This window comes from Paraburkholderia bannensis NBRC 103871, from assembly GCF_000685015.1.
Lineage (GTDB): Bacteria > Pseudomonadota > Gammaproteobacteria > Burkholderiales > Burkholderiaceae > Paraburkholderia > Paraburkholderia bannensis.
This window is the reverse complement of the sequence record NZ_BAYA01000013.1, coordinates 224,495-248,315: the sequence shown is the minus strand read 5'-3', so window position 1 is coordinate 248,315 and position 23,821 is coordinate 224,495. Positions and strand designations below refer to the sequence as shown.

Below are 23,821 nucleotides of genomic sequence, written 5' to 3'. Positions count from 1 at the left end.
CGGGTACGGGCGCTGCTATAAAATTCGCGCATGAAGCCCTGTGTCCTAATCGTCGACGACGATCCTGTCGTGCGCGATCTGCTGAGCCGTTTCCTGCGCTCGCATCAATTCGATACGGCGGTCTTGCACGATGGCAAGCATCTGCTGCGCCGCCTCGAACGCGAACGTCCCTCTATCGTCGTGCTGGACATCATGATGCCGCAGACCGACGGTCTCGAAGCTATCACCGCCTTGCGCGCGGCCGGCGACGATATTCCCGTGATCTTCGTGAGCGCGCGCGGCAGCGTGACCGACCGCATTCGCGGCCTCACGCTGGGCGCGGACGACTATCTGCCCAAGCCCTTCGATCCGCAGGAACTGCTGATCCGCATCCAGAACATCCTGCGCCGGCGCGGCCCGTCCACGGCGAGCGCGCCCGAAGTGCGCACGCGTTACCAGTTCGGCCCGTTCGAACTCGACTTCACGATGCGCACGCTCTCGCGCGAGCAGACGCTGATCCCGCTGCGCGAAAGCGAATTCGCGCTGCTCAAGATCTTCGCGACGCATCCGTACAAGGTGCTCACGCGCACGTTGATCCACGACATCGTGCATCGCGACGCGCGCGAATTCCGCGAGCGCAGTCTCGACGTACCGATCTGGCGTCTGCGCCGCGTGGTCGAGGACGATCCCGCCGCGCCGCGCTATATCCATACGGTGCGCGGCAAGGGCTACGTGTTCGTGCCCGATCCGTCGCAGGCGCCGCAAGCGCTGGCCGACATCCCCACCTGAAAACGCAGCGATAAAAAAAGCGCCGGCGAAACCGCCCGGCGCGTCAGGTACCACCGAGACATCGTGAGGCCGCGGCGCTAATCGCTATTCGCCAGGCGCCGCGGCCGGATTCAAGCCGAAATATCGATGAAGAGCCCGCTCGCGGACGAAGCGCCTTGCGCCTGAAGGTTGCTGGCGAGCGTCGAAAGAAACTGCTGAAGATCCATCGCGGCGTCGTCGAGCGGATCGTCCGAGTTCACGCCCAGCGTGTCGAGCAGGTTCTCGTAGCTCGCGGCGAGATCGCTTTTCGCGCTGCCCGCACCGTTCAGTGAAGACGCCGATTGCGCGAGCCCCGACACCGCCGATGCCAGGCCGCCGCTATACGTCGCATCGGCGCTGCTCACGGTTGTGCCTTGCTGCGCCGCCGCCTGAAACAGCGAGCCGAGGAACTGCTGAAGCGCGGCGAGCTTGTCGGCGGCGGTCGCGCTGTTGTCCTGCACGTCGCTGAAGTCGTCGTCCGAACCGTCGTCGCCGTCGCAATCGGTGTCCGCGCCGAGCGAATTCAGTGCGTCCGTCACGGCCTGCTTGAGCGGATCGGCGCTGGAACTGCTGTCGAGCGTCGTGGATTCGTCGTCGGATGTGGAAAGCGTGTCGCCCGAGGACGCCGTATCGTCGGGATCGTGCTTCGACGTCCAGAGGGCGTAGAACGAAGTGGAGTCGCCGTTCGACCCGGCGGCCACGCTGATGGTCATGAAATGCCCCTGGAAATTATCGGAATGCTGATGGTCTGGCGCCATCGTATGCCGTTCGCGCCAGCCCAGGGGGCGTTGGTAAGTCGAAGAAAGTATCGGGCAGTGCACGCGCTCAGCGCGCCGCGAACTCCACCACGGCCACGGTGCCGCGACCTTGTGCGCCGTGTTCGAGTTTCACGTCCGCGCCGTGCGCGCGTGCGATCTCGCGCACGATGGCCAGGCCCAGGCCGCTGCCCGGCAAGGTCGACGCACGGAAGAACGGTTCGAACACCTTGTCGCGCAGCGCATCGGCGATACCTGCGCCTTCGTCGGCAACGCTGAGCACGGGCGGATGCTCGCCCGCCGTGAGCGTCACCGCGACCGTGCCGCCTTCGGGCGAATAGCGGATCGCGTTATCGACGAGATTGAACACCAGCACCGACAGCAACTGCTCGTTGCCGGTCACTTCGGCGTGCGGCGCGAGCGTCGCGACCAGTTCCACGCGGCGGCGCTGCGCGAGCAGCGCAAGCTGCTCGATCACGCCGGTCGCGACCGCGCGCATGTCCACGCTCACGCCTTCGAATTGCGTGTAATCCGCCGATTCGGCCTGCGCGAGCGTGAGCAACTGGTTGGTGAGCCCGACGAGCGAGCGGTTGCTCTGGTGCATCGCCGTGAGTGTTTCGTGCAGGCGTTCGGGATCCTGCTGGCGGCGCGCGTATTGCAGCTGCGTGCCGAGCAGCGTGAGCGGCGTGCGCAGCTGATGCGCGGCGTCGGCGATAAAGCGGCGCTGCATCGCCGTTTGCCGCTCGATCAGGTCGAGACAGGCGTTGAACGCGCTGACGATGGGGCGCAGTTCCGTGCGCAGCGGCTCGACGTCGATGCGCACCGACGCCATGCGCGAAGAAGTGCGCACGCGCTGCGGCAGCCCGCGCGCGAGACGCGTGAGCGGGCGCAGTTCCAGCGTCAGCCCGACGCACACGAGGATCACCGCGGCCGTGACGATGCCCGCGAAATAGAACATTTGCGGGCGCCACAGCGCGCCCGCCATCGCGTCGCGCTCATTGAGCGTGCGACCGACCGAAACGATCACGCGGCGCGTCGCGCCCGCGTCGTACATCGGCCGGATCAGCGAGACGGCGCGGATCGGCGTGCCGTTGACTTCGGCGTCGTACCACTGCGGGGAGGCCTCGGGCACATGCTGCGGAAAATCCGAGGTGCCCGCGATGATCGGCCCGCCGATTTCCTGCACGCGAAAGAACACCTGGTCGCGGTGCGGCGTGCGCAGGATCTCGATGGCGCTCGGTGAAATGGAGGCGCTCAGCGCATTGCCTTCCCAGCCGATGTCGCCCGCCATCACGCGCGCCGCTGAAAGCAGCGCGTCGTCCTGCAGCAGGTTCGCCGTGCGCCATGCGTTGCCGCGCGTGATGAGCCCGGCGGCGGCGATGAACAGCGTCATCGGCAGCACGAGCCAGAGCAGCAGGCGCACGCGCAGGCTATTGGTGGGCCTCAAGGTCGGGCCTCGTCGGCGTGAAGAAAAGGAGGGTTATTCGTCCGCTTCGGCATCTTCGAGCAGATAGCCGAGGCCGCGCAGCGTGATGATCGTCGCCGTGCTCTTTTCGAGCTTCTTGCGCAGGCGCGAGACGTAGATTTCGATGGCGTCCTCGCTGGTGGGCGCATCGGCGTCGCTGACCGATTCGGCCAGCGTCGCTTTGGAGACGGTCTTCTTCGCGCGCAGGATCAGCGTTTCCAGCACGGTATGTTCGCGCGGCGTGAGCGTAAGCGCGTCTTCTTCGACATAGAAGCGGCGGCTGTCCATGTCGTAGAGCAGGTTGCCGCAGCGGATCCGGTTCGAGCGCGAGGGCGCCTGGCGGCGCGCCAGCACCTTGACGCGCGCCACCAGCTCGCGCGCGTCGAAGGGCTTGACGATGTAGTCGTCGGCGCCCGCGCCCAGGCACACCACTTTTTCGTCGATCGCGCCGGTGGCCGTGAGGATCAGCACCGGGGTGGCGTCGCCGCGACCGCGCATGCGGCGCAGCAGCGCCTTGCCGGACATGCGCGGCAGGTTGAGGTCGAGCAGCACCACGTCGTAGGTCGAGGCGCGCAATGCATCTTCGGCGGCCTCGCCGTCGCCGACGTGGTCGAGCATGAAGCCGTCGTCGCTCAGCGTGCGCACCAGCCAGTGCGCGAGTTGTTCGTTGTCTTCGACGAGCAGCAGTCTCATGCGGGTTTCAGGCGTGCTTCAAGCGTGTTTAAAACGTAGGTTTTGGGCGATCAGGCCGTCTTGTACTGTTCGCGAGCAATCTTCGAACGATACAGGAACAGCGTGGCCACCATGCCGCACACGGCGGCGACGCTCATCCAGGCGCCGGGTGCGGCCTTGTCGCCGGTCGTGTGGATCAGCCAGGTGGAGATGGCCGGCGTGAAGCCGCCCACCAGCGTCGCCAGGCTGTACGCCATCGAGAAGCCCGTCGTGCGCACATGCACCGGCATCAGTTCGGTCAGCGCGACGACCATCGCACCGTTGTACCACGCATAGAGCGTCGAAAGCCACAGCTCGACCACCAGCAGCGTGGCGAACGAGGGCGCGCCCACGAGCCACTGCATCGCCGGGTAGGCGGTGAACACGGTCAGCGCGGTGCAGGCGATCAGCACCGGCGCGCGACCCACGCGATCCGACACGGCGCCCGCGATGGGCAGCCAGATGAAGTTCGAGACGCCCACGCACACCGTCACGAGCAGCGCGTCGAGCGAGCTCAGCTTCAGCTCGACCTTGCCGAACGTCGGCGTGTAGGCCGTGATCAGGTAGAACGAGGTCGTCGTCATGATGACGAGGCCCATGCCCGCGAGCACGATGCCGTAGTTCGCGACGATCGCGCGGGTGATTTCGCGCAGGCTCGGGTGATGGCGGCGTTGCTCGAATTCCTCGGTTTCGCGCAGCGTGCGGCGGATATAGACGAGGAAGGGCACGATCATGCAGCCGATCACGAACGGCACGCGCCAGCCCCAGCTCGTCATTGCCTGGGCGGGAACAATGCTGTTGAGCAGCACGCCGAGCGCGGCGGCGAACACCACGGCCACCTGCTGGCTGGCCGACTGCCAGGCGCAGAAGAAGCCGCGGTTGCCCTTGGTGGCGATTTCGGCGAGGTACACCGACACGCCGCCCAGTTCAGCGCCCGCCGAGAAACCTTGTAGCAGGCGGCCGACCAGCACGAGCGCCGGGGCCAGCAGGCCGATGGTCGCGTAGCCGGGCACGAAGGCCACGCACATCGTGCCGATCGCCATGAGCGTGAGCGACATGATGAGGCCCTTGCGGCGGCCGTGACGATCCATGTAAGCGCCCAGCACGATCGCGCCGAGCGGGCGCATCAGGAAGCCCGCGCCGAACACGGAAAACGCCAGCATCAGCGAGACGAACTCGTTGCCGGCCGGAAAGTACGCGGTGCCGATGGCGGCGGCGTAATAGCCGTACACCATGAAGTCGTACATTTCGAGGAAGTTGCCGCTGACCGCACGGAACACGGTGCGCGCTTTCGAGTCGCCCGGTACGGCGTTGATGGCAGAAGACATGGTGGACATCCTTTGATGAGAGACGAGCGGGGCCCCGGCAGCACGCCAGAACCGCCGTGGTGCTCGCCTTATGGCTGCATTCGGTGCTTCGAGGGTTTCGCGTGAATCGGCGGGCGTGCGCTACGGCGCGCCCTTGGGCGCATCGGACTGCGCGCCGTTGGCGACATCGTTGGCGTCGCGTTTGGTATCGGTGTTGGCGACTTGGTTCGCGAACTGGTTCGCGAATTTGTTCGTATAGGTTTTCGCGAGATCGACGTGCCGCGCCGTCACGCCCGAGCCCGCCGCGATCAGCACGCGCAGCACGGTTTGCGGCGCGCCTTGCGGCATCAGGCCGTCGCGCGAGAATGCGGGCTTAGCCGAGCCCAGCGCCTGCACGTAGCTGGCGCGGTCGCTGCCGGTGAGTTCGGCGGGCAGCGCATCGGCGATGGCTTGCGGCGAATGCGTGTCGAGGTAGCGCAGCGCACGCACGAGCGCGTGCGCGAGCCTTGCGGTTTCCTGCGGATGGGCGTCCACCCAGCTGCGGCGCATGTACAGGCAAGCGCCCGCGTACGGGCCGCCCAGCCAGCGCTGCGAGCCTTCCACGCTGCGCATGTCGGCGACCATCTGCGCCGCGCCGCTCGACAGCAGGCGCGTGGCGGTGGGTTCCTCGACCATGCCCGCGTCGATGCTGCCGTGTTCGATGGCGTCGGTGAAGCGCGTGTCGGACGCGAGCGGCACGATCGTGTAGTCGCCCGCTGCAACGCCTGCGCCCGCCGCCAGGTAACGCGTGACAACCCAGGTGGAGGAGCCGAAGCCCGTCACGCCCAGGCGCAGGCCGCGGGCGTCGCGCATCGACCCGGAGCGCGCCAGCGCGCGGCCGCCTTCGGTGCGCGTGGAGGCCAGTTCGGCGAGTCCCAGCGCACGCTGGAACACGACCACCGACAGCACATCCTGGCCACGGCTTTGCAGATCGAGCGTGTGATCGTAAAAACCGATCGCGCCTTCGATGGCGCCCGCGATCAGTTCCGTCGAGGTGTCGATGCCCGCCGGGCCGCCTACGACCTCGACATCGAGCCCTTCATCGCGAAAGTAGCCCAGCCGCGCGGCCAGCACGGCCGGCAGGTAGACGATCTTGGACATGCCCCCCATCATCAGCCGGATCGGTGCCTGCTGCTCGGCCTGCACCGGCGCGCTCATGCCCGCTACCGCCGCGCCAAGGGCGAGGGCAAGCAGCAGGGCGCGACCGGGATGCTGGGCGCGAAAAGGCATGGGGGCGTGTCTCCTTGTAGTGGACGGCGCTGCGGCGAGTTGCCGCAAGTCTGGGATTGGTGGCAAGTATAAAAAAGGCTGCCCTTCTGGTTGCTTTCTGTCCCGAAGGGATTTTGTCGGTATTTACCCTTCTGGCGCGAAGGGCGGCGGGCGGTTTTTTAGTGCAAGCCGAGCCAGATTTCGGCTTCGCGCGCGAAATTGGGGTCGCTAGAGATCGTCGGCGCACCGGCGCGCGAGAGTTCGTCGAAGGCGCGTTCGTGGGCCTGCGCGAAGCCGCGCAATTCCTGGGTGAAGGCGCGTTCGTCGGGACGGCGGCGTTTGAGCGCGGCGTCGACGTGAGCGTCGATCAGCGTGCGTTGCTGTCCGATCACGTCGATAGCCGCCGCATGGCAGGCAGGCGAGAGCCGCGCCACGGTCAGTAGCGCGGGCACCGGCGCGATGGTGAGGCGACCGCCGGGTCTGAGCGCGGCAAGCGCGCCAGGCGAAGCCGCAAGCGCGGTGGCGACGGCGTCACGCCAGAGCTTGCGCTCGAACGTCAGCGCTGCGCGGTCGCGTTCGAGCGCGGGTGTGTCGAGCACACGATCGCCGTCGATGAGGGACAGCGCGCCAGGCGCCAGCGCATCGCGGATACAGTCCGCGCCAAGCGCGCGCACGCCTTCGCGCCGCGCGCCCAGAGCTACCGGCTGCCAACCGTCCGGCACCAGCGGATCGAGCGGCACGGCGGCGCAGCGCGCGGGCTTGCCCGCTTCGTGCAGCGTGCAGCGTCCGTCTTGCGCGAGCGCCGGACAGCGCCCCGCCGAAGGATAGTCGTAGCCCTGCAACGTCACCGAAATCCAGCCCGCCTCGCGTGCGCTCGCACGATGAAACAGTGCATCGTTGAGCGCGTCCTGGTCGGCGATATCCTGCGCGTCCAGCACGCGTTCGACGCCGCCCGCGATCAGCCGCTCGCCCACGCGGCGGCGCGCCACGCGCTCGATGGCGATGCTGCCGATAAACACCGGGCGATGCGCGAACCATTCGCGCAACGACAGCGCGGGCGGGCTGTTGCAGCACTTGCCGCAAGCGTTGCAGGCGAGCGACCAGCTACGGCCTACCATGGCCGCCGCACCGAGTCCTGATAGCGCGTGAGGATGAAATGCGCGACATCGTCGGAATGCCAGGCGGCGACCAGCGTGCCGACCCACGGCGCGTGGACGTCGGCGTCGCGCACGGTGAGCACATCGGCATACGGCGAGCGCGCGTCTTCGTAGCTGATGCTGTCACGCGCCGCAAAGAGACCGGCGCTCGCCGCATCCTCGCTCGATATCGCGACGATATCCGTGGAATCGAGCGCTTTCACAAGGCGCTCGCGCGGCACGGTCACGATCTTCAGGTGCAGCCGGTTGCCGGTGATATCGCGCGTCGTGGCATGCAGTCCGGCGCTGTCGCGGAACGTGACGAGCGTGTCGTTCTGCAGCAGCACGAGTGCGCGCGCCATGCCGCGCGCGTCGGCGGGAATCGCCACGGTGGCGCCGGGGCGCAGCTGGGTGAGGCTGCGCAGACGCTTCGAATAAAGCGCCATCGGCAGCGTGATCGTGGGCGCGACGCTCGTGAGCGCGTAGCCGTGCGCGGCGCGCGTTTCGGCAAGCCGCGTCGCGTCCTCGAAGCTGGCGGCGTCGATACGGCCCGCCGCGAGCGCCGCGTCGATACGGCCGGCATCGTCGAACACCACCACGTCGAGCGGCAGGCCGCGCGCAGCGGCCACGCGTTTGACCTCGTCCATGATCTGCGCCTGCGGGCCGGGCGTGACGCCTACGCGGATCGTTGCGGGCGCAACGGCATCGGCATATGCGATCGACCCCGTCAGGCACAGCGCGGCAAGCGCCGCCGCAAAGAGATTCAAGCGCCTCATGCCGGATCCCTCGACACCGTTCGAAAGCCGATATGCGAAGCCGCGAGATCCGCTTCCTGCTGCTCGCGCGACGACGCGCGGTAGCGTACGCAGTAATCGCGCGAGCACAGGAACGAGCCGCCCTTGATGACCATGGCCGTGTCGTGGCGGCGCGAAGCCGGAGCAACGGCGGCGGTATCGCCGTTCGTGTGCGACTGGTGCGGGCCGCTGTAGACGTCCCGCGTCCATTGCCACGCGTTGCCGATCATGTCGTACAGGCGGAAGTCGTTGGCCGCGTAGCAGCCCACGGGCGCGAGTCCGGCGTGGCCGTCCTCGCCGGTATTGAGCACCGGGAAGACGCCCTGCCAGTAGTTCGCGGCGGGCTTGCCCTGCGCATCGACGGGCGCGGCGTCGAGGCTTGCATCGTTGTGGCCGGCCTTGCCCGCGTATTCCCATTCGGCTTCGGTCGGCAGGTCGCGGCCCAGCCAATGCGCGTAAGCAAGCGCATCGTGCAACGTGACGAGCGTGACGGGCAGGTTGCCCTTGCCATCGACATTGCTCTTCGGGCCTTGCGGATGCCGCCACGATGCGCCGTCGACCCACGACCACCACGCCAGGTCGCGCGTGTTCATTTCCTCGCGCGTGGGGACGTGAAAGACCGCCGCGCCGCCCTGTTTTTCGGCTTCGCTCACGTAACCCGTGGCCGCGACGAAGGCCGCGAACTGCGCGACCGTCACGTCATGCTGGTCGATCCAGAAGCCGGCGACGCGCGTGTTGCCGCCGCCGCTGTCCGGACGCTCGTCGGGATAGCCGCGCGTGCTGCCGAACACGAATGCGCCGCCGTGCAGGTGCACCATGCCCGCCTTCGGGTCGTCGCGCCAGCGCGCGGGCAGGCCGCTGTAGCGTTCGCATTGCTTCTCGTTGCCGAGCGCGGCGAGCGGACGGCCGTCGTTGAGCGTGTCGAAGGCGGCGGCGGGTGCCGCCGTGCGTGCCTGCGATTCGTAGGACAGGGCAAAAGCCGCCGCGAAAATCGCGGCGCCGAATGCCGCGCCGGTGAGCCAGAAGCGCATTGCCAGTCCTCAGTAATAGCCGTGCGGTTGCAGCGGTTCGACGCCGCCTACGCTCGTCATGTAGTCGTTCCATTGCTGGATGAGCGACTGGATCACCGAGGGATTCTGCGTCGAGACATCGTTGACTTCGCCACGATCGGCGGCCATGTCGTAAAGCTGCCAGTGGCCGTCGACCGGGCCGAGCGGCGGTTCTGTCCAGAGCGCCTTCCAGCGGCCGTCGGCGCTGCGCAGATAGGCGCGGCCATAGGCTTCGTCGCCGAACGCAGCGGTGTGAACCTCGGCCGTGCTCGTGCCTTCAAGCAGCGGCAGCAAGGACTTGCCCGTCACCGGATACACGTAGCGATTGTTGTAGACCACCTTGCCCTTGTTCTGGTCGACGCCGGTCAGCGCGCTCACGAGCGCCGGTGCGGGCGTCGAAGGCGGCGTGACGCCTGCTACGTCGAGGAAGGTCGCCGTATCGTCGGTGACGTGCGTGAAGACGCGCAGCGACGCCGCCTGGGTGGTCTGCCCCGGCAGGTGCGCGATGGTCGGCACGGACACGCCGCCTTCCGCCGAATACCCCTTGGTGTAGCGGAACGGCGCGGCGCTCACCTCGGCCCAGCGCAGACCGTATTGCAGGCGCTGCGCGTTCTGCAGGCCGTTGTCGGTGCCGAGCGCCGAATACGTGGGTTCCTGCGCATTGGCCGTATCGGTGGCCGTGGGATCCGCGCCCGAATCGATCGGCCAGCCCTCTGCGCCGTTATCCGACTGGAACATGATGAAGGTGTTGTCGTACTCGCCGATATCCTTCAGATGTTGAATCAGGAGTCCGATGTTGTAGTCGAGGTTCTCGACCATGCCCGCGTAGATTTCCATGTAGCGCGCCTGCGACTTGCGCTCGGCGGGGGAGAGGCTGGCCCAGAGCTTGTCGACGTTGCCCTGGCCGTAATCGGCGTAGCCTGCGGACGCCGGATGCACGGCGCTGATGTATTTCGCGCTCGCGGTGCCGTTGTTCGCCGTGGCGGGCGAGCGCGTGAGCGTTTCGGCCAGGCCCGGATTCGGCTGGAAATCGGCGGGAATCAGGCCGAGCGCTTTTTGCCGCGCGATGCGCGCATTGCGGATCGCGTCGTAGCCCGCATCGTAGACGCCCGCATATTTATGCAGCCACGGATCCGGCACCTGCAATGGCCAGTGCGGCGACGTATACGCCGCGTAGGCGAAGAACGGCTTGCCGTCGCCCTTGTGCGAGTCGATGTACGAGATCAGCTTTTGCGTATAGAAGTTGGTCGAATAGAACACGGCCGGATTGCCGCCCGTGCCGCCGGGCTGACCGGGTTGTCCTGGCTGCACGTACTGGCCGTCCTCGGTGTAGTTGTGCGAGCCCGCGGGTTCGTGCGCGAAGTGATTCGTCGCCGCGCCGCCCAGCAGCGCGTAGCTATGCTCGAAGCCCCATTGATCCGGCGTCTGCCCGCTGCCCGAAGCGCTGCCGACGATGCCCGACCCCAGATGCCACTTGCCCGCCATGTAGGTGTGATAGCCCGCGTCCTTGAGCAGTTGCGCGACCGAAAGCGCGCGGTCGTTCAGGTAGCCTTCGTAGCCGGGCAGGCCTTTGCGCTCGTCGGTGGGCACGCCCATCGTGCCTTCGCCGACGAGGTGGTGATCGGTGCCCGAGATCAGCATCGAACGGGTGATCGCGCAGACCGTGCCCGCGTGGTGATTCGTGAGAATGCGGCCCGACGCGACCAGGGCGTCGAGATTGGGTGTATTGATCTCGCCGCCGAACGCATGAATGTCCGAGTAGCCGAGGTCGTCGGCCATGATGTAGAGGATGTTCGGCTGCTTGTGCGCGGCGGTGGCCGCTGCGCTCGCCTGCGTGGTGACGGAGTCGGAACCGCCGCACGCGCCTAGTGCGAGCGCGCCCGCGACGGCTGCTGCGGCAAGGCGTAAATGCGGAAGTGAGCGGTTGGTTGTGCGAGCAACTTTAGCAAGCTGTCGGAGGGCGGCCGGATATCTCATCGTCGTTGTTCTAGTACTTTTGTTTATTGGAGCGGCGATATTAGCGGCGCAGGCGCAGTGCCCAAAGTCGGATTCGTCAGTTGCTTTGCGGGGGCGGCGATATAGATAGCGCGATATGAAGCACGCAGGTATCGATATGCGATAAATTGCTATGCGAACGATAAACAAAAAAGACTGAAACGATGAAACGAGAGCGTTCTCCAAATAGACCCAGCAGAAGCGTCCGGCGTGTTGTTCTTGCTGCGTTGCTTGTGGGCGGCGCTGTATGGAGCTACATCAGCATTTCAAGCGAAGCCGCCTACGGCCCTTATGCCGTGATTGGCTATAACTATACGGATCGGCATATCGTCAACTTCTTTGTAAATGGCTTTGCCGCAGGCGCGTCTGAAGCGCATCAATCCGGTGGAGGCGGTGGCATCGTCTGCTGTTTCTCGATTCCCAAAAGCGCGAAACAACTGCATGTAAAAGTCGAGCTTGAGTGGACGAAGGAGCAATACCTCGCGAATGCACCCCACGACACCTTCGAAACCGACATTCCTGTGCCACCGCTCACCAACAAGCACGATGGCTTTATCGAGTTTCACTTCCTGCCTAAACAACGGGTCGAAGCGGCCTGGGTGAATTTCCCCACGACACCGGATATCCCCGGCACGCGGCATTGATACCCGCTTGCGTCCCGCATAACGGATCGCTCCGCTCCCCTCCCCTTACAATACGGCCAGTCCCTCTCAAACTGCGCCCCAAAACATGACCCGAGACCCCCGCCTCACCCTCAACGCGCGCCAGCAGGAACTGCTCGAATGGGTGCAGCGTGACGGCTTCGTGACCGTCGACGATCTTGCCGCGCACTTCAACGTGACGCCGCAGACGATCCGCCGCGACGTCAACTGGCTCGCCGACATGAACCTGCTGCGCCGCTACCACGGCGGCGCGAGCCTGCCCACGAGCGCCGAGAACGTCTCCTACAGCGCACGCCAGCAAATGTTCCACGACGAGAAGCGCCGCATCGGCGCACTCGCCGCCTCGCATATTCCTGATCAGGCGTCGCTCTTCATCAACCTCGGCACCACCACCGAGGAAGTCGCGCGCGCGCTCAACCATCATCGCGGCCTGCGCGTCATCACCAACAACCTGAACGTCGCCAGCATGATGAGCGGCTATCCCGAGTGCGAAGTGCTCATCACGGGCGGCATCGTGCGGCCCTGGGACAAGGGCATCGTCGGCGAGCTGACGATCGATTTCATCCGCCAGTTCAAGGTGGACTACGCGATCATCGGCACCTCGGCGATCGAAACCGATGGCACGCTGCGCGATTTCGATACGCGCGAAGTGCGCGTGGCGGAGGCGATCATCCAGCACGCGCGCACCGTTTATCTCGTCACCGACCATTCGAAGTTCGGCCGGCCTGCGCTCGTGCGCCAGGGCCACCTGAGCCAGATCCACGCGCTGTTCACCGACAAGCCCCTGCCCGCCGAGATGGACGAAACCATCGCCCAGGCCGGTACGGCGGTGTATGTCGCCCAGTAAGTGTCGCGCTATCACCCTCGCGCTCTGACATAAAAACGAACATCGAACGAAAAGAATTCGAACATTTTCGGGTTCGTTCTGTTTCCTGACAGGCGGCTAACATGCCGCCGAACGTGCTTTTCCATCCCCTGTAGCGACCTCATCCTGCGGGAAAACCCCAGTTTTCCGACCCTTTTCGCGCCAAAACGCCCGCATTTTCGTCGTTTCCACCGGTTTCGTCTGATCGAACTTTACTTTTTCGATTTTGTTCGTTAGATTTCGCATTCGAACATTTCTGGTTCGTATCTGGATTCGCATGGGGCCCGATCGGGGGCGTCGAGCGACGCCGGACGAAGGCACACCAAGCCATAAACAGGAAACGCAGGTGACTCAAGAGAATCGGTACGATCTGCTCGTCGTGGGCGGCGGGATCAACGGCGCGGGCATCGCGCGCGACGCAGCCGGGCGCGGGCTGTCCGTGCTCCTTTGCGAGCAGGACGATCTGGCTTCGCATACTTCGTCGGCCAGCACCAAGCTGATTCACGGCGGCTTGCGCTATCTGGAGTACAAGGAATTCGGGCTCGTGCGCAAGGCGCTGCAGGAGCGCGAGACGCTGCTGCGCGCGGCGCCGCACATCATGTGGCCGTTGCGTTTCGTCATGCCGCACATGCCGAACCTGCGTCCGGCCTGGCTCATTCGCATCGGCCTGTTTCTCTACGATCACCTCGCGAAGCGCGAACTGCTGCCGGGCTCGCGCGGCATCGACATGCGCCGCCATGCGGCGGGCGCACCGCTGATCGATTCGATCCGCCGCGGCTTCGTGTATTCGGACGGCTGGGTCGACGATGCGCGACTCGTGGTGCTCAACGCGCTCGATGCGCAGGAGCGCGGCGCGCGCATCCTCACGCGTACGAAACTCGTGGCCGCGCAGCGCGTGAAGAACGCCAGCGGCGAAGGCGAGTGGCAGGCGACGCTGCGCCGCGCCGACGGCAGCACCTTCGACGTGCGCGCCCGCGCGGTGGCCAACGCGGCCGGCCCGTGGGTGGGCGAGGTGCTGCACGGCGCGCTCGGACAGGGCGCGCAGCACAGCGTGCGCCTCGTGAAGGGCAGCCATATCGTGACGAAGCGCCTGTTCGATCACGACCATGCCTACATCTTCCAGAACCCCGACAAGCGCATCATTTTCGCGATTCCCTACGAGCACGATTTCACGCTGATCGGCACGACCGACGTGGAATATCGCAACGATCCCGCCAAAGTGGCGATCGACGGCGACGAAACGCGTTACCTCTGCGAGTCGATCAATCGCTATTTCAAGCGTAAGATCTCGCCCTCCGATGTGCACTGGACTTATTCGGGCGTGCGTCCGCTCCTTGAGGAAGAGGGCGCGAAGAACGCATCGGCGGTGACGCGCGACTATCGCCTCGAAATGGACGGTGCCGACAATGCGCCGCTGCTCTCGGTGTTCGGCGGCAAGATCACGACCTTCCGCAAGCTGGCCGAAGAGGCTGGCGACATGCTGGCAACCGTGCTCGGCAGTAAGGCGGGCGCGTGGACGGCGGGCAAGCCGCTGCCTGGCGGCGACATCGCCAATGCGCGTTTCGCGCCGTTCGCAGAGAGCCTGGCGAAGCGTTTCGCCTGGCTGCCCGCGCAACTCGCGCTGCGCTATGCGCGCGCTTACGGCACGCGTGCCGAACGTTTGATCGGCGCGGCGAAGTCGCTCGACGATCTTGGCCCGCAGATCGCACCCGGCATCTATGAGGCCGAACTGCGCTATCTGCGCGATACCGAATGGGCGACCTGCGCCGAGGATGTGCTGTGGCGCCGCTCGAAGCTCGGCCTGCATGTGACGCCGGGCACGCTGGAAGCCGTGACGGCCGCGCTCGAATCGTGGTTCGCCACGAGCCAGGCGCGGACGGCCGTGCCGCACTAAAGCAGGCAGGTTGCAGAGGCAGGTAGCAACATCGCGCGCCGCATCGCGCAGCAGCACAGCCACGATAGCGGCGCGAATCACAACTACGTACGGAAGGAGATGAGAGACATGCAGGATCAACAATACATTCTCGCGCTCGACCAGGGCACCACGAGTTCGCGCGCGATGCTGTTCGACCGCCAGGGCCGTATCGTTTCGACGGCGCAGAAAGAGTTCGAACAGATTTATCCGCGTCCGGGCTGGGTCGAGCACGATCCGCAGGAAATCTGGTCGACGCAGGCTGGCGTCGCCGCCGAAGCCGTCACGCGCGCGGGCATGAACGGCACCAATATCGCCGCCATCGGCATCACGAACCAGCGCGAAACCACCATCGTCTGGGATCGCGAAACCGGCCACCCGATCTACAACGCGATCGTCTGGCAAGACCGCCGCACGGCCGACTTCTGCGACCAGCTCAAGGCGCAAGGCCTGGAAGAGAAAGTGCGCGCGAAGACCGGCCTGCCGATCGATTCGTATTTCTCGGGCACCAAGATCCGCTGGATCCTCGACAACGTCGAAGGCGCGCGCGAAAAGGCGCGTCAGGGCAAGCTCGCGTTCGGCACGGTCGACAGCTGGCTCGTGTGGAACTTCACCAAGCACGAACTGCACGTGACGGACGTGACCAACGCATCGCGCACGATGCTGTTCAACATCCACACGCGCCAGTGGGACAACGAACTGCTCGAAGCGCTCGACATTCCGCGCAGCATGCTGCCGGAAGTCCGTTCGTCATCCGAAATTTATGGGCCGACCAAGACGACGGTGTTTGCCTCGAAGATCCCGCTTGCCGGTATCGCAGGCGACCAGCAGGCGGCGCTGTTCGGCCAGATGTGCACGCACACCGGCATGGTGAAGAACACCTACGGTACGGGCTGCTTCCTGATGATGAACACGGGCGACAAGCCCATCGAGTCGAAGAACAACCTTGTCACGACGATTGCATGGCAGATCGGCGACCAGGTCAATTACGCGCTCGAAGGCAGCATCTTTATCGCGGGCGCGGTGGTGCAGTGGCTGCGCGACGGCATGGGCATCATCAAGAGCGCGTCGGAAATCGAAGCGCTGGCCGCGAGCGTGCCGCATACCGACGGCGTTTATCTCGTGCCTGCATTCGCGGGTCTGGGCGCGCCGCACTGGAACGCGCGTGCACGCGGGTCGCTGTTCGGCGTGACGCGCGGCACGACTTCGGCGCATGTCGCGCGTGCGGCGCTCGATTCGATCGCGTATCAGTCGCTCGACGTGCTCGCGGCGATGGAAGCCGATTCGGGCATCAGCGTGGGCGAGCTGCGCGTGGACGGCGGCGCGAGCGCGAACAACCTGCTGATGCAGTTCCAGGCAGACCTGCTGGGCGTGGATGCGGTGCGCCCGCAGATCACCGAAACGACCGCGCTGGGCGCGGCGTATCTCGCAGGCCTCGCGGTCGGCTACTGGAAGAACGTGGACGAGCTGCAAGGCCAGTGGCACGTGGACAAGCGTTTCGCGCCGGGCATGGCGGCTTCGCAGGTCGATGCGTGCCGTGCGGGCTGGCAGCGTGCAGTGCGCGCCGCGAAGGCGTGGGCCGACGACACGCAGTGAGTCGGCGCGCGAGCAGACCTGTAGTCATGCAGTCATGCAGTAAAGCGCAGTAGAAGCACAGTGGTAGAAACAGGGCATCCCAAGTAACCCAATCACACAACAATAGCGGGCGGGCAGCGGGCCGGAAGATCGGCCACGCATGCCCGCTGCACAATAAGTGAGACAACCAACATGTCACCCTATATTGCGGAATTCATCGGCACAGCGATTCTCGTGCTGCTCGGCAACGGCGCGGTCGCCAACGTGCTGCTCGCCAAAACCAAGGGCCGCGGCGCGGATCTTATCGTCATCGTGATGGGCTGGGCGATGGCCGTGTTCGTGGCCGTCTACGTGACGGCGGCGTACAGCGGCGCGCACCTGAACCCGATCGTGACGATCAGCCTCGCGCTGGCAGGCAAGTTTGCGTGGTCGAAAGTGGGCGGCTATATCGCCGCGCAGATGCTCGGCGGCATGGCGGGCGCGTTTCTCGTGTGGCTCGCCTATCGTCAGCACTTTGCGAACGAAGAAGACGCGGATCTCAAGCTCGCCGTGTTCTGCACCGGGCCGGCGATTCGTTGCGTGCGCCACAATGTCATCACCGAAGCGATTTGCACTTTCGTGCTGATCCTGGGCGTGCTGTACCTGGCTGCGCCGCAAGTGGGCCTGGGTGCGCTCGACGCGCTGCCGGTCGGCCTGCTCGTGCTCGGCATCGGCATTTCGCTGGGCGGCCCCACGGGCTACGCGATGAGCCCCGCACGCGATCTCTCGCCGCGCATCATGCACGCGCTGCTGCCGATCCCGGGCAAGCGCGACAGCGACTGGCGCTATGCGTGGATCCCCGTCGTCGGCCCGCTGCTGGGCGGCGTGGCGGCATCGACGCTGTATCTGTACCTGCACGCTACGCATTGATGCGAGCGTGATTCAAGCGTGAAAAACGGCGCCGGGATGAGGTTCATCCCGACGCCGTTTTTGTTTAGCGCTGCACCGCGACGCACTTGATCTCCACGAGCAGGCCGGGCCGCGCGAGTTCGGATACGCCAATCGACGTCCATGCGCAGGTGCCGCGTGGAAACACCCGATCTTTTACGGCGCGAAAGATCGCCATGTGCTCGCTCATCTGCACGTGATACGTCGTCATGTCGACGACGTCGTCGAACGTGCAGCCCGCCTCAGCCAGCACGATGCGCAGGTTTTCCCAGCAGACCGCGAACTGCGCTTCGGGATCGGCGATCACTTCAAGACTGGCCGTGCGACCGACCTGGCCCGCGCAATACACGGTCTTGCCGACCTTCACCGCCGGCACGTAGCCGGCGCGCTCCACAATTGCCTGCATCTGCTGCGGAATGATCAATTCGCGATCGGTCATGCGTGTTCCTTGGTCGTATGAAGTTTGCGCGAGCGCGCCCGCACCACGAGCGCCGCGGCGACGAATCCCATCAGCGCGCAATAGCGATAATCGGCGCCCAGGCTTTGATGGTCGACGACCACGCCGCCCACGACCGAGCCAAGCGCAATCGCTACTTGCGTCGCAAGCGTAAAGAGCGCGGCGGCGGCTTCGCTTTCGCCATCGGGCACGCGCCTGTGCCAGACGTTCAGGCATAGCGGCAGCGCGCCCCAGGCAACGCCCCAGATCATCACGCCCGCGAGCACCGTCAAGCGCGCGTGATCCAGCGAGGGCAGCACGGCCAGCACGACGGCAAGCAGCAGAATATTGCCGAGCATCGCTGCGCTGAGCTTGCGGCTCACATAACGCCCCGCCGCGAAATTCGCCACGAGCGCGCAGAAGCCATACGCGAGCAGCACCCACGTGCCGGTATCGCCGGACACGCCAGCCTGGATCAGCAGCGGCATCAAGTACGTGTACGCGCCGAAGTGCGTGATGAACACGAGCAACGTCAGCGCAAGACTCAGTTGCGCAGCACGCTGGCGCGCGAACGCGGCGAAGCCTGCGAGACGCAGCTTGGTTTGCGCGGGCATGGGCGGCAGCACGATGATCTGCGCGATCAACGCGAGCGTGGCCAGCACGCCCGCGCCCAGGAACGCGCCACGCCACGAAAAGAAGCCCGCAAGCAAGGTGCCGAAAGGCAGCCCCACGATCATCGCGAGTGCGGCGCCGCCGAAGATTGTCCCCGCCGCGCGATGCACATGCTCCGGCGCGACGAGTCGTCCGGCGGCCGCGAGACCCAGCGACCAGAACGCGCCAAGACTCGCGCCGACCATCGCGCGGCTCACCAGCAGCATCGGGAAGCTTTGCGCGAAGGCGGCGATCAGGCACGCCGCAAGCAGGATCACGGACAGGCCGATCAACACGCGCCGCCGGTCGATGCGGCCCGCTGCGATCATCACGCCAGGCGCGGCGACGGCCGCGAATAGCGCGGGCGACGTCATCATCAGTCCGGCCTGGCCATCGGAGATGTTGAAGGTGTGCGCGACTTCGGGGAGCACGCCCACGGGCAGGAACTCGGTGGTCACACTGGCGAATGAGCCAAGCGCGAGCGACCAGACGGCCGCCCAATGGTTTTTATTGCGAGTTTTCGATTGATTGGCGCGCGACGTCTGCGCGCATTCGATATCCGACATCGGGAACGATCAGCTAAAAGCGACAAAGGCTGCGGCAGGCGTGCAGACGCGAAGCACCTTCAAGGCGCGTCATTTGAGGAGACGGGGGAAACTGCACGCGTGCCGCGAGGGACAGATTGGGAAAACCTCAAGCCTTGATTGTACAGGTCGCTTTCATTCCGGTTTCGCAGGCCGCTCAACGCCCTCAGCCTGAACGCTCAAGCCGCGAGCCACACCTCGCCTTGCTGCTTCATCTGCCGTTCCAGTTCGCTGCCTTTAGTCGCAAACACACGCTGCACAGGAAAGCCGCTTTGCGCAAGCAGCCAGGCGAGCGCCGCATAGCCGCGCGGCAGTGCGCGCACGGCCTCCCGGTCGACCTCGACGACGCCACAAGGGAACGTGAAATACGCATTGTCATAGATGCACTGACGCCGAACGATCTTCCATTCGCCCGCACGTTTTTCGACCAGGTCGTAAAAGCGGCTATGCGCGACGCAGCCGAGTTCGAGCGCCACGTTTTCGCCAATGATCATCGCGTTCGTTTCCACGATCGCCTTCGCGCCATTGAAGCGCACGACCGGCTGGCCGACGAAATGCTTGGTGCTCAGTCCGGCTTTACCCATGCGTTGCGACCCCGCGATGAAATCGGCGGCGGGGCCTTCGAACCAGGTGACCTCGATGGTGCCGTCCGCATGAAACAGGCTCGCAAGCTGATCCCATTGCGCAAGATCGCGGTGCATCCAGCCGTTCATCAAGTCAGCAATCGCCTGACGGTCTTCGAGTGTCGTTTGCATGAAAGTGCCTTGAATAGTGGGGAAAAGTGATGGATTCCGCAGGCAGTATGGGCGCCGCAAATCGATCAGCCAAATATATTGTTATGATCGTTCGATCAGTATGGATGATGGATGAATGCAAATGGAACTGCGCCATCTACGCTACTTCGTGGCATTGGCAGAGACCGGTCATTTCGGCCAGGCCGCGCAGCGGCTGAACATCGTGCAGCCTGCGCTGAGCATGCAGATTCGCGATCTCGAAGCGGAAGTGGGCGGCCCGCTGTTTTCGCGCACGCGTCAGGGCGTGTGGTTGACCGCGGCGGGCGAGGTGCTGCTGACCGAGGCGCGCCGCACGCTGGCGCAGGCGGAACACGCACGCGATGCGACGCGGCGCTCGCTGCGCGGCGAGATTGGCCGGGTGCGCGTGGGCTTTGCCGGCAATGCGGTGCTGTCCGGCATGCTCACGGACGCGCTGCGGCAGTTTCGTGCGCGCTTTCCGCGTGCGGAGGTATCGGTGCAGGAAATGCCGCCGAACCTGCACGAAGACGCGCTGGTGAAAGGTGAAATCGATATTGCCTATGGCACGGTGCAGCCGCCGGCCGAAAGCCGCACGCTACGCTGCGAGCGCATCGGCAACTGGCCGATGGTGGTGGCGATGGCGCACGATCATCGGCTGGCGAAGCGCGCGCGTGTGCCGCTCAAGCTGCTGGCCGCCGAGCAGATCATCGCGTTTTCATCGGATGACGGCGATGCGGGCCTGGTGCATCTGCGCGCACATCTGGGCATCGTGGTCGAACCGGCCTTTCGCGTGTCCAGCACGCTAAGCGTGCTCGCGCTCGTGGCCGCGGGCCTGGGCGTCGCGCTGGTGCCGCGTTCGGTCGAGCAGGTCGTGCTGCCGGGGCTGACCTATCGGCCCGTTGCCGAAGTCGGTTCGGCGGGATTGCTGCTGCTGAGCCGCGCCGACGAATCGTCGGGCGCGGTCGTGGCGTTTCATGCGCTGGCGCTCGAAGTGGCCCGCGCCAGCGGCACGGCTGCGCTCAAGTCCCGCCGCTCAACATGAGCTTCGCTTCGGCATCGGACAGCGCGTAGCCGTAAAAGCGCTGGTAGAACTGCTGCGTCTGCGTTTGCATCGACCCCTGCGCTGCGTCCCTGAACGCTTCCGGATGCAGTGTCCTCGCGGCCCAGCGCACCTCCAGCGCGGCCTCGGGGCCGTAGCGATCCCACGGGAACACGCCAGTCGGATTGCGATAGACGCGCCCGTCACGCACGGCTTCGAGCGTCTGCCAGAGCGCGCGTTGTGGCGACGCCTCGATCGACCCCGCGTTGGCCGCGAGAATCACGACATCGGGATGCCACGCCAGCACCTGCTCGATCGACACGGGCTTGAGGTTGCCGCTCAGTCCATCGGCGGCATTGCGCGCGCCAGCCGCGCGGATCCAGCGGTCGACGATCGTGTCCGAGCCGTCCACCTTCAGCGGCGTGAGCGACGCCACGTGCAGCACGCGCGGCGTTGCATGCGTGCCGTGAGCGGCGAGCGCCTGCGCCGTGTCGTGCAGCGTCGCCTGCAAATACGCGCGATAGTCGCGCGCGCGTTCGCGGGCGAGGGGCGTGTCGAGCGTCTGCGCCGTGAGGTCGATACAGCGCAGCATCGAATCGTAATCGTCGAAGCCCACCGGCACGACGTCGAGCCCCAGGCGCTGCATCGCGCCGATGGTCGGGTCGCCCGCGCTGGCGAACACGACATCGGCGTTCAGGCGCAGCAGGTCTTCCGCGTTGACCGTTGCGCCCGCAACGGGTTGGGCATGGGCGAGCGCGGGCGCGACGCGGAACATCCAGGGCAGCGCCTGCGGCCTTGCGACCGTCGCCACGACGTCGCTGGCGGAACCAAGCATCGCGACCACGGCGTTATGCGCGTACCAGAGATCGGCGATGCGGGTTTTCGGCTGCGCCTGCACGGCAAGCGCGCACGAACTCAACGCGAAGGCTGCGGCCAGGCGGACAAATCGTGCGAGCCTCATAGGTCGAACCTCATAGATCGAACTCCACCGAAGCCGTGACGGTACGCGGCGCGCCCAGCTGAGCGGTGGCATTGCCTGAACCCGTATAGCCGTTCAGGCCGCCCGGCACGATATTCGTCCAGTAATGCCGGTTCGTGACGTTATCGACGGACAGGCGGAACGTCACCGCGCGATCCATGATATCGGCGAGATAACCCACGCCCAGGTCGAGCGTCGTGTACGAGCCCACCGACCCCGTGTTGGCGTTGTCGGTCGGACGCGCGCCGACATAATGCACGTTGAGATTGGTGAAGAGACCCGGCACCTGCTGGATCTTGTACTGCATCAGCACGTTGAGCGCGAACTCGGGCAGGCCGACGATGCGCTTGCCCTCGGTGCTTGCGCTACCCGTATCGAACAGGCGCGGATCGAGCCACGTAAAGCCGCCGAACACCGTCAGGTTGCGCGTGGCGTTGCCGTCGAGCATCACCTCGACGCCGCGATTGACCTGGTTGCCCGCCGTGCCGTAGGTGCCGTCCGCGAGCGTATAGGCATAGGGCCGCGTGATGCGAAACGCCGCGACCGACGCGTTCATGCGCGCGAGCGCGAGCTTGTAGCCCACTTCCCACTGCTTGCTGCGATATGGGTCGAGAATATTGCCCGCGTTGGTCGAGCCTGCGGGCGCAGTGTCGCCTTGCTGGAGACTGTCCGCATAGGTCACATAGAGGCTCTGGTTCTCGCGAGGCTTGAAAATCAGGCTCGCCGCACCGGACAGGCCCTGGTTGGCCGATTCGCTCGTCTGCACGCCCTTCACGCTGTAGTTGTGCGTGGACAGCCAGCTCTGGCTGCCCGCGAGCAGCACCGACCAATGCGGCGAGAAACGGATGTTGTCGCTCGCGGTCAGGGACTGCTGCGTGCTCTGCGCCGATTGATAGCGATGCTCGAAATCCGGCGCGCCGGTCACCGCGAACGACTGCGGATTCGTGAGGCTCGCGCTGCCGAGCGTGGTCGTTGCGCCCGCAACCGGATTGAAGTTGTCCCAGATGAAGCCGCTCGTGCCGATGCTGATGTCCTGCTGCACGCTGCCCGTTTCCACGTGGCCGCGCAGGTAGAGCAGGTTACTGGTGATCGTGAAGCGGCTGGCGGTCGCGGTCGAGATCGTCGTCTTGTAGGTGCCGTCGGTGGCGATCGTGTCGGTCGGCGTAGTCGATTCGCGGTCGGCGATCTGGCGCAGCACGGCCGCTTCCAGGTGCCAGTTCGGCGAGAAGTCGTGCTTCAGGCGCAGCGAGCCGGTGTCGGTCGTGTCGTCGTTGCCGCCGTTGACCGAGCCCCAGACCGGGTTGGTCGGATCGAGCGCAGCCGGGAAATGCGCGCCGGTTGCGAGACCGAAGGTCGCCGGGAAGCCTTTGGTGACGTAGTGGTAGTGGCTGTAGTTCGCCTCCAGCACCGTGTCGCGCGAGAGATGGAAGTCCAGCGCCACGCTCGCAAGCTGGCGGCGCAGCGAGCTGTGGTCGGTGTAGCCGGTGCCGGTTTCGTCGAGCAGCGTGAGGCGGTAGCCAATGGCCTTCGACGGCCCTACGCGATCCGATACGTCGAGGCCGCGCGTGAAGCGCGTTTGCGTGCCGTAGCCCAGCGTGAAGTGAAGCTGGCGGTCGTCGGTCGGGCGCTTCTGGATGTAGTTGAACGTGCCCGCCGGATTCGCGGGGCCGTACAGCGCGCCCGCCAGACCATTCAGGACTTCGATGCGATCGAACTGTTCGAGCGGGTAATCGGTGGTCGAGACCACGTTGAGGCCGTCGATGCGGCTGTTCTGCACCACGCTGCCCTGAATGCCGCGGCTTTGCGGGCGCGCGCCGTCGCCTTGCACCGAAGGCAGCAGGCGCAGCGCATCGGGAATGCTCTTGAGCTGCTGGTCTGCGATCACTTCCTGCGTCACCACGTTGACCGTATAAGGCGTATCCACGCGCTTGAGCGTGCCCAGCGGCCCTAGCGAGGCCTTGTCGCTGCGCGGGCTGTTGGCGCCATCTGGCGTTGCGCTGGCGCTGACCGCGACGGTGGGCAGTGTCGTCGCTTTGTCGGCGTTGCCGGCCTGATCGTTGGCGTTGTTGGCGCTGCTGGTCTTATCGGCGGAAGCGGATGGCGTGCTTTGCGCACGGGCGTCATGCGCGGCGAAAGCGCACGCGGCTGCGAACGCAAAGGCGGCGCAGCGCGACGGAGGTCGAATGTTCATCG

21 protein-coding genes are annotated in these 23,821 nt (G+C 65.6%); 7 read left to right on the top strand and 14 right to left on the bottom strand.

The annotated features are described in order from the left end of the window. Positions 1-30 precede the first annotated feature (30 nt). A complete protein-coding gene (locus tag BBA01S_RS21015) occupies positions 31-768 on the top strand; it encodes a response regulator (protein ID WP_027818183.1) in 738 nt (245 codons plus the stop codon). Positions 769-878: 110 nt separating this feature from the next. Here the strand turns inward: BBA01S_RS21015 and BBA01S_RS21010 are convergent, their stop codons facing one another. The 9 genes from BBA01S_RS21010 to BBA01S_RS20970 all read right to left on the bottom strand — a co-directional run bounded on the left by BBA01S_RS21010 (position 879) and on the right by BBA01S_RS20970 (position 11,228). Next, positions 879-1,499 carry a hypothetical protein gene (locus BBA01S_RS21010; RefSeq protein WP_027818182.1) on the bottom strand — a complete coding sequence of 207 codons (621 nt, stop codon included), beginning with the start codon at positions 1,497-1,499 and terminating at the stop codon, positions 879-881. Positions 1,500-1,611: 112 nt separating this feature from the next. Beyond that, on the bottom strand, positions 1,612-2,934 hold the full coding sequence (locus BBA01S_RS21005; protein WP_042297642.1) for a sensor histidine kinase: 1,323 nt from the start codon (positions 2,932-2,934) through the stop codon (positions 1,612-1,614). 87 nt (positions 2,935-3,021) lie between these two features. Next, positions 3,022-3,699: a response regulator transcription factor gene (locus BBA01S_RS21000; RefSeq protein ID WP_027818180.1), complete on the bottom strand. Its 678-nt coding sequence runs from the start codon at positions 3,697-3,699 to the stop codon at positions 3,022-3,024. Between the two features lie 50 nt (positions 3,700-3,749). Beyond that, the gene (gene tcuC, locus BBA01S_RS20995; protein ID WP_027818179.1) at positions 3,750-5,045 is read right to left on the bottom strand and encodes an MFS transporter; all 1,296 of its coding nucleotides are present in this window, start codon (positions 5,043-5,045) and stop codon (positions 3,750-3,752) included. Between the two features lie 120 nt (positions 5,046-5,165). Then, the gene (locus BBA01S_RS42020; RefSeq protein WP_063750558.1) at positions 5,166-6,293 is read right to left on the bottom strand and encodes an ABC transporter substrate-binding protein; all 1,128 of its coding nucleotides are present in this window, start codon (positions 6,291-6,293) and stop codon (positions 5,166-5,168) included. Positions 6,294-6,451: 158 nt separating this feature from the next. Then, complete coding sequence (locus BBA01S_RS20985) at positions 6,452-7,390, bottom strand: hypothetical protein (RefSeq protein WP_027818178.1); 939 nt, start codon at positions 7,388-7,390, stop codon at positions 6,452-6,454. Beyond that, a complete protein-coding gene (locus BBA01S_RS20980; RefSeq protein ID WP_027818177.1) occupies positions 7,384-8,184 on the bottom strand; it encodes a MetQ/NlpA family lipoprotein in 801 nt (266 codons plus the stop codon). The genes BBA01S_RS20985 and BBA01S_RS20980 overlap by 7 nt, the downstream gene beginning before the upstream one ends. Next, positions 8,181-9,233 carry an SUMF1/EgtB/PvdO family nonheme iron enzyme gene (locus BBA01S_RS20975; RefSeq protein ID WP_027818176.1) on the bottom strand — a complete coding sequence of 351 codons (1,053 nt, stop codon included), beginning with the start codon at positions 9,231-9,233 and terminating at the stop codon, positions 8,181-8,183. The genes BBA01S_RS20980 and BBA01S_RS20975 overlap by 4 nt, the downstream gene beginning before the upstream one ends. 9 nt (positions 9,234-9,242) lie before the next feature. Beyond that, positions 9,243-11,228: an arylsulfatase gene (locus BBA01S_RS20970; protein ID WP_042297604.1), complete on the bottom strand. Its 1,986-nt coding sequence runs from the start codon at positions 11,226-11,228 to the stop codon at positions 9,243-9,245. 182 nt (positions 11,229-11,410) lie between these two features. On the opposite strand from BBA01S_RS20970, the gene BBA01S_RS42015 reads away from it, so the two are divergent. From BBA01S_RS42015 to BBA01S_RS20945, 5 genes are all read left to right on the top strand, one after another. Further along, positions 11,411-11,890, top strand: coding sequence for a DUF3304 domain-containing protein (locus tag BBA01S_RS42015; RefSeq protein WP_052391819.1), 480 nt, complete (start codon positions 11,411-11,413; stop codon positions 11,888-11,890). Between the two features lie 85 nt (positions 11,891-11,975). Continuing rightward, positions 11,976-12,755, top strand: coding sequence for a DeoR/GlpR family DNA-binding transcription regulator (locus tag BBA01S_RS20960; RefSeq protein WP_027818174.1), 780 nt, complete (start codon positions 11,976-11,978; stop codon positions 12,753-12,755). 364 nt (positions 12,756-13,119) lie between these two features. Beyond that, a complete protein-coding gene (glpD, locus tag BBA01S_RS20955) occupies positions 13,120-14,667 on the top strand; it encodes a glycerol-3-phosphate dehydrogenase (RefSeq protein ID WP_027818173.1) in 1,548 nt (515 codons plus the stop codon). A 108-nt stretch (positions 14,668-14,775) separates the two neighbouring features. Then, complete coding sequence (gene glpK / locus BBA01S_RS20950) at positions 14,776-16,281, top strand: glycerol kinase GlpK (protein ID WP_027818172.1); 1,506 nt, start codon at positions 14,776-14,778, stop codon at positions 16,279-16,281. Between the two features lie 171 nt (positions 16,282-16,452). Further along, positions 16,453-17,169 carry an MIP/aquaporin family protein gene (locus BBA01S_RS20945; RefSeq protein WP_027818171.1) on the top strand — a complete coding sequence of 239 codons (717 nt, stop codon included), beginning with the start codon at positions 16,453-16,455 and terminating at the stop codon, positions 17,167-17,169. A gap of 64 nt (positions 17,170-17,233) precedes the next feature. On the opposite strand, the gene BBA01S_RS20940 is transcribed toward BBA01S_RS20945, so the two are convergent. The 3 genes from BBA01S_RS20940 to BBA01S_RS20930 form a co-directional block, all read right to left on the bottom strand. Further along, positions 17,234-17,626, bottom strand: a complete 393-nt coding sequence (locus tag BBA01S_RS20940; RefSeq protein ID WP_027818170.1) for a RidA family protein — start codon at positions 17,624-17,626, stop codon at positions 17,234-17,236. Beyond that, positions 17,623-18,840 carry an MFS transporter gene (locus BBA01S_RS42010; protein ID WP_052391818.1) on the bottom strand — a complete coding sequence of 406 codons (1,218 nt, stop codon included), beginning with the start codon at positions 18,838-18,840 and terminating at the stop codon, positions 17,623-17,625. The genes BBA01S_RS20940 and BBA01S_RS42010 overlap by 4 nt, the downstream gene beginning before the upstream one ends. A 197-nt stretch (positions 18,841-19,037) precedes the next feature. Next, on the bottom strand, positions 19,038-19,613 hold the full coding sequence (locus BBA01S_RS20930; protein WP_027818169.1) for a nuclear transport factor 2 family protein: 576 nt from the start codon (positions 19,611-19,613) through the stop codon (positions 19,038-19,040). A 115-nt stretch (positions 19,614-19,728) separates the two neighbouring features. On the opposite strand from BBA01S_RS20930, the gene BBA01S_RS20925 reads away from it, so the two are divergent. Beyond that, complete coding sequence (locus tag BBA01S_RS20925; RefSeq protein WP_218004252.1) at positions 19,729-20,652, top strand: LysR substrate-binding domain-containing protein; 924 nt, start codon at positions 19,729-19,731, stop codon at positions 20,650-20,652. On the opposite strand, the gene BBA01S_RS20920 is transcribed toward BBA01S_RS20925, so the two are convergent. Beyond that, positions 20,630-21,610, bottom strand: coding sequence for an ABC transporter substrate-binding protein (locus BBA01S_RS20920; RefSeq protein ID WP_084162392.1), 981 nt, complete (start codon positions 21,608-21,610; stop codon positions 20,630-20,632). The genes BBA01S_RS20925 and BBA01S_RS20920 overlap by 23 nt on opposite strands. Positions 21,611-21,620: 10 nt before the next feature. Beyond that, positions 21,621-23,819 carry a TonB-dependent receptor gene (locus BBA01S_RS42005; protein ID WP_084162390.1) on the bottom strand — a complete coding sequence of 733 codons (2,199 nt, stop codon included), beginning with the start codon at positions 23,817-23,819 and terminating at the stop codon, positions 21,621-21,623. Positions 23,820-23,821 lie beyond the last annotated feature (2 nt).